Origin of the sequence: Rhizobium sp. GCM10022189, from assembly GCF_042656325.1 — a bacterium.
In the GTDB taxonomy this organism is placed as follows: Bacteria; Pseudomonadota; Alphaproteobacteria; order Rhizobiales; family Rhizobiaceae; genus Rhizobium.
Map to the genome: position 1 here is coordinate 529 of NZ_JBHSOR010000046.1, position 900 is coordinate 1,428.

Here is a 900-nt window from a genome sequence, read left to right on the forward strand (position 1 = left end):
GAGAAGGGCGGCGACGGCGAAGGAGAAACAGACCGAAAAGCCGACATAACCGAGATAGAGCAGCGGCGGATGGATGGCGAGGCCGACATCCTGCAGCACCGGGTTCAGGTCCCGGCCCTCGGCAGGCGCCGGATCGAGGCGCAGGAACGGATTGGAGGTCAGCAGGATGAAAAGGATGAAGGCGACCGAGATCCAGGCCTGGACGGACAGAACATTGGCCTTCAGCGTATCGGGCAGGTTGCGGCCGAAGAGCGCGACCAGCGCGCTGAACAGCGCCAGGATCAAGAGCCAGAGCATCATCGAGCCCTCGTGATTGCCCCAGACGCCGGAATATTTGTAGATCAGCGGCACCAGCGAATGCGAGTTCTCCCAGACGTTCTTCACCGAGAAGTCGGAGACGACATGGGCATAGGTCAAGACGCCGAAGGAGAAGGCGACGAGGGCAAAGAGCAGGACGGAGCCGAGCGGGGCCACGTCCATCATCGCAACATCGCCGCGGCGCGCGCCGATGGCCGGCACCAGCGACAGCACGATTGCCGTGGCAAGCGCCAGAACCAGCGCGTAATGGCCGATCTCGATAATCATGGCGTCGCCTTCGCTTCCTGGCCGCCGGCTTGCTGACCCTTCGCTTCCTGGCCCTTCGCCCCCTGGCCCTTGGCGTCCTTGCCCTGCGGGGCGGCGCCCTTGCCCTCTTCCCACAGGCCCTCGGCCTTCAGCTTGTCGGCCACTTCCTTGGGCATATAGGTCTCGTCATGCTTGGCCAGCACGGTATCGGCGGTAAAGATATTGCTGCCGGCCTCGAACGATCCTTCCGTCACCACCCCCTGCCCCTCGCGGAACAGGTCGGGCAGGATGCCCTGGTAGCGCACGTTGACGATCTCACCGCTCGGATCGGTCACG

General features: G+C 64.0%; 2 protein-coding genes. Both read right to left on the reverse strand.

The window, feature by feature from the left end; translation table 11 throughout:
- A partial coding sequence (gene ccsA / locus ACFPWW_RS18160; protein ID WP_377312814.1) for a cytochrome c biogenesis protein CcsA occupies positions 1-585 on the reverse strand: 585 nt, incomplete at its 3' end.
- Positions 582-900, reverse strand: a 319-nt coding sequence (locus tag ACFPWW_RS18165; protein WP_377312815.1) for a cytochrome c maturation protein CcmE, incomplete at its 5' end; no start/stop codon positions are given. The genes ccsA and ACFPWW_RS18165, both read right to left, overlap by 4 nt.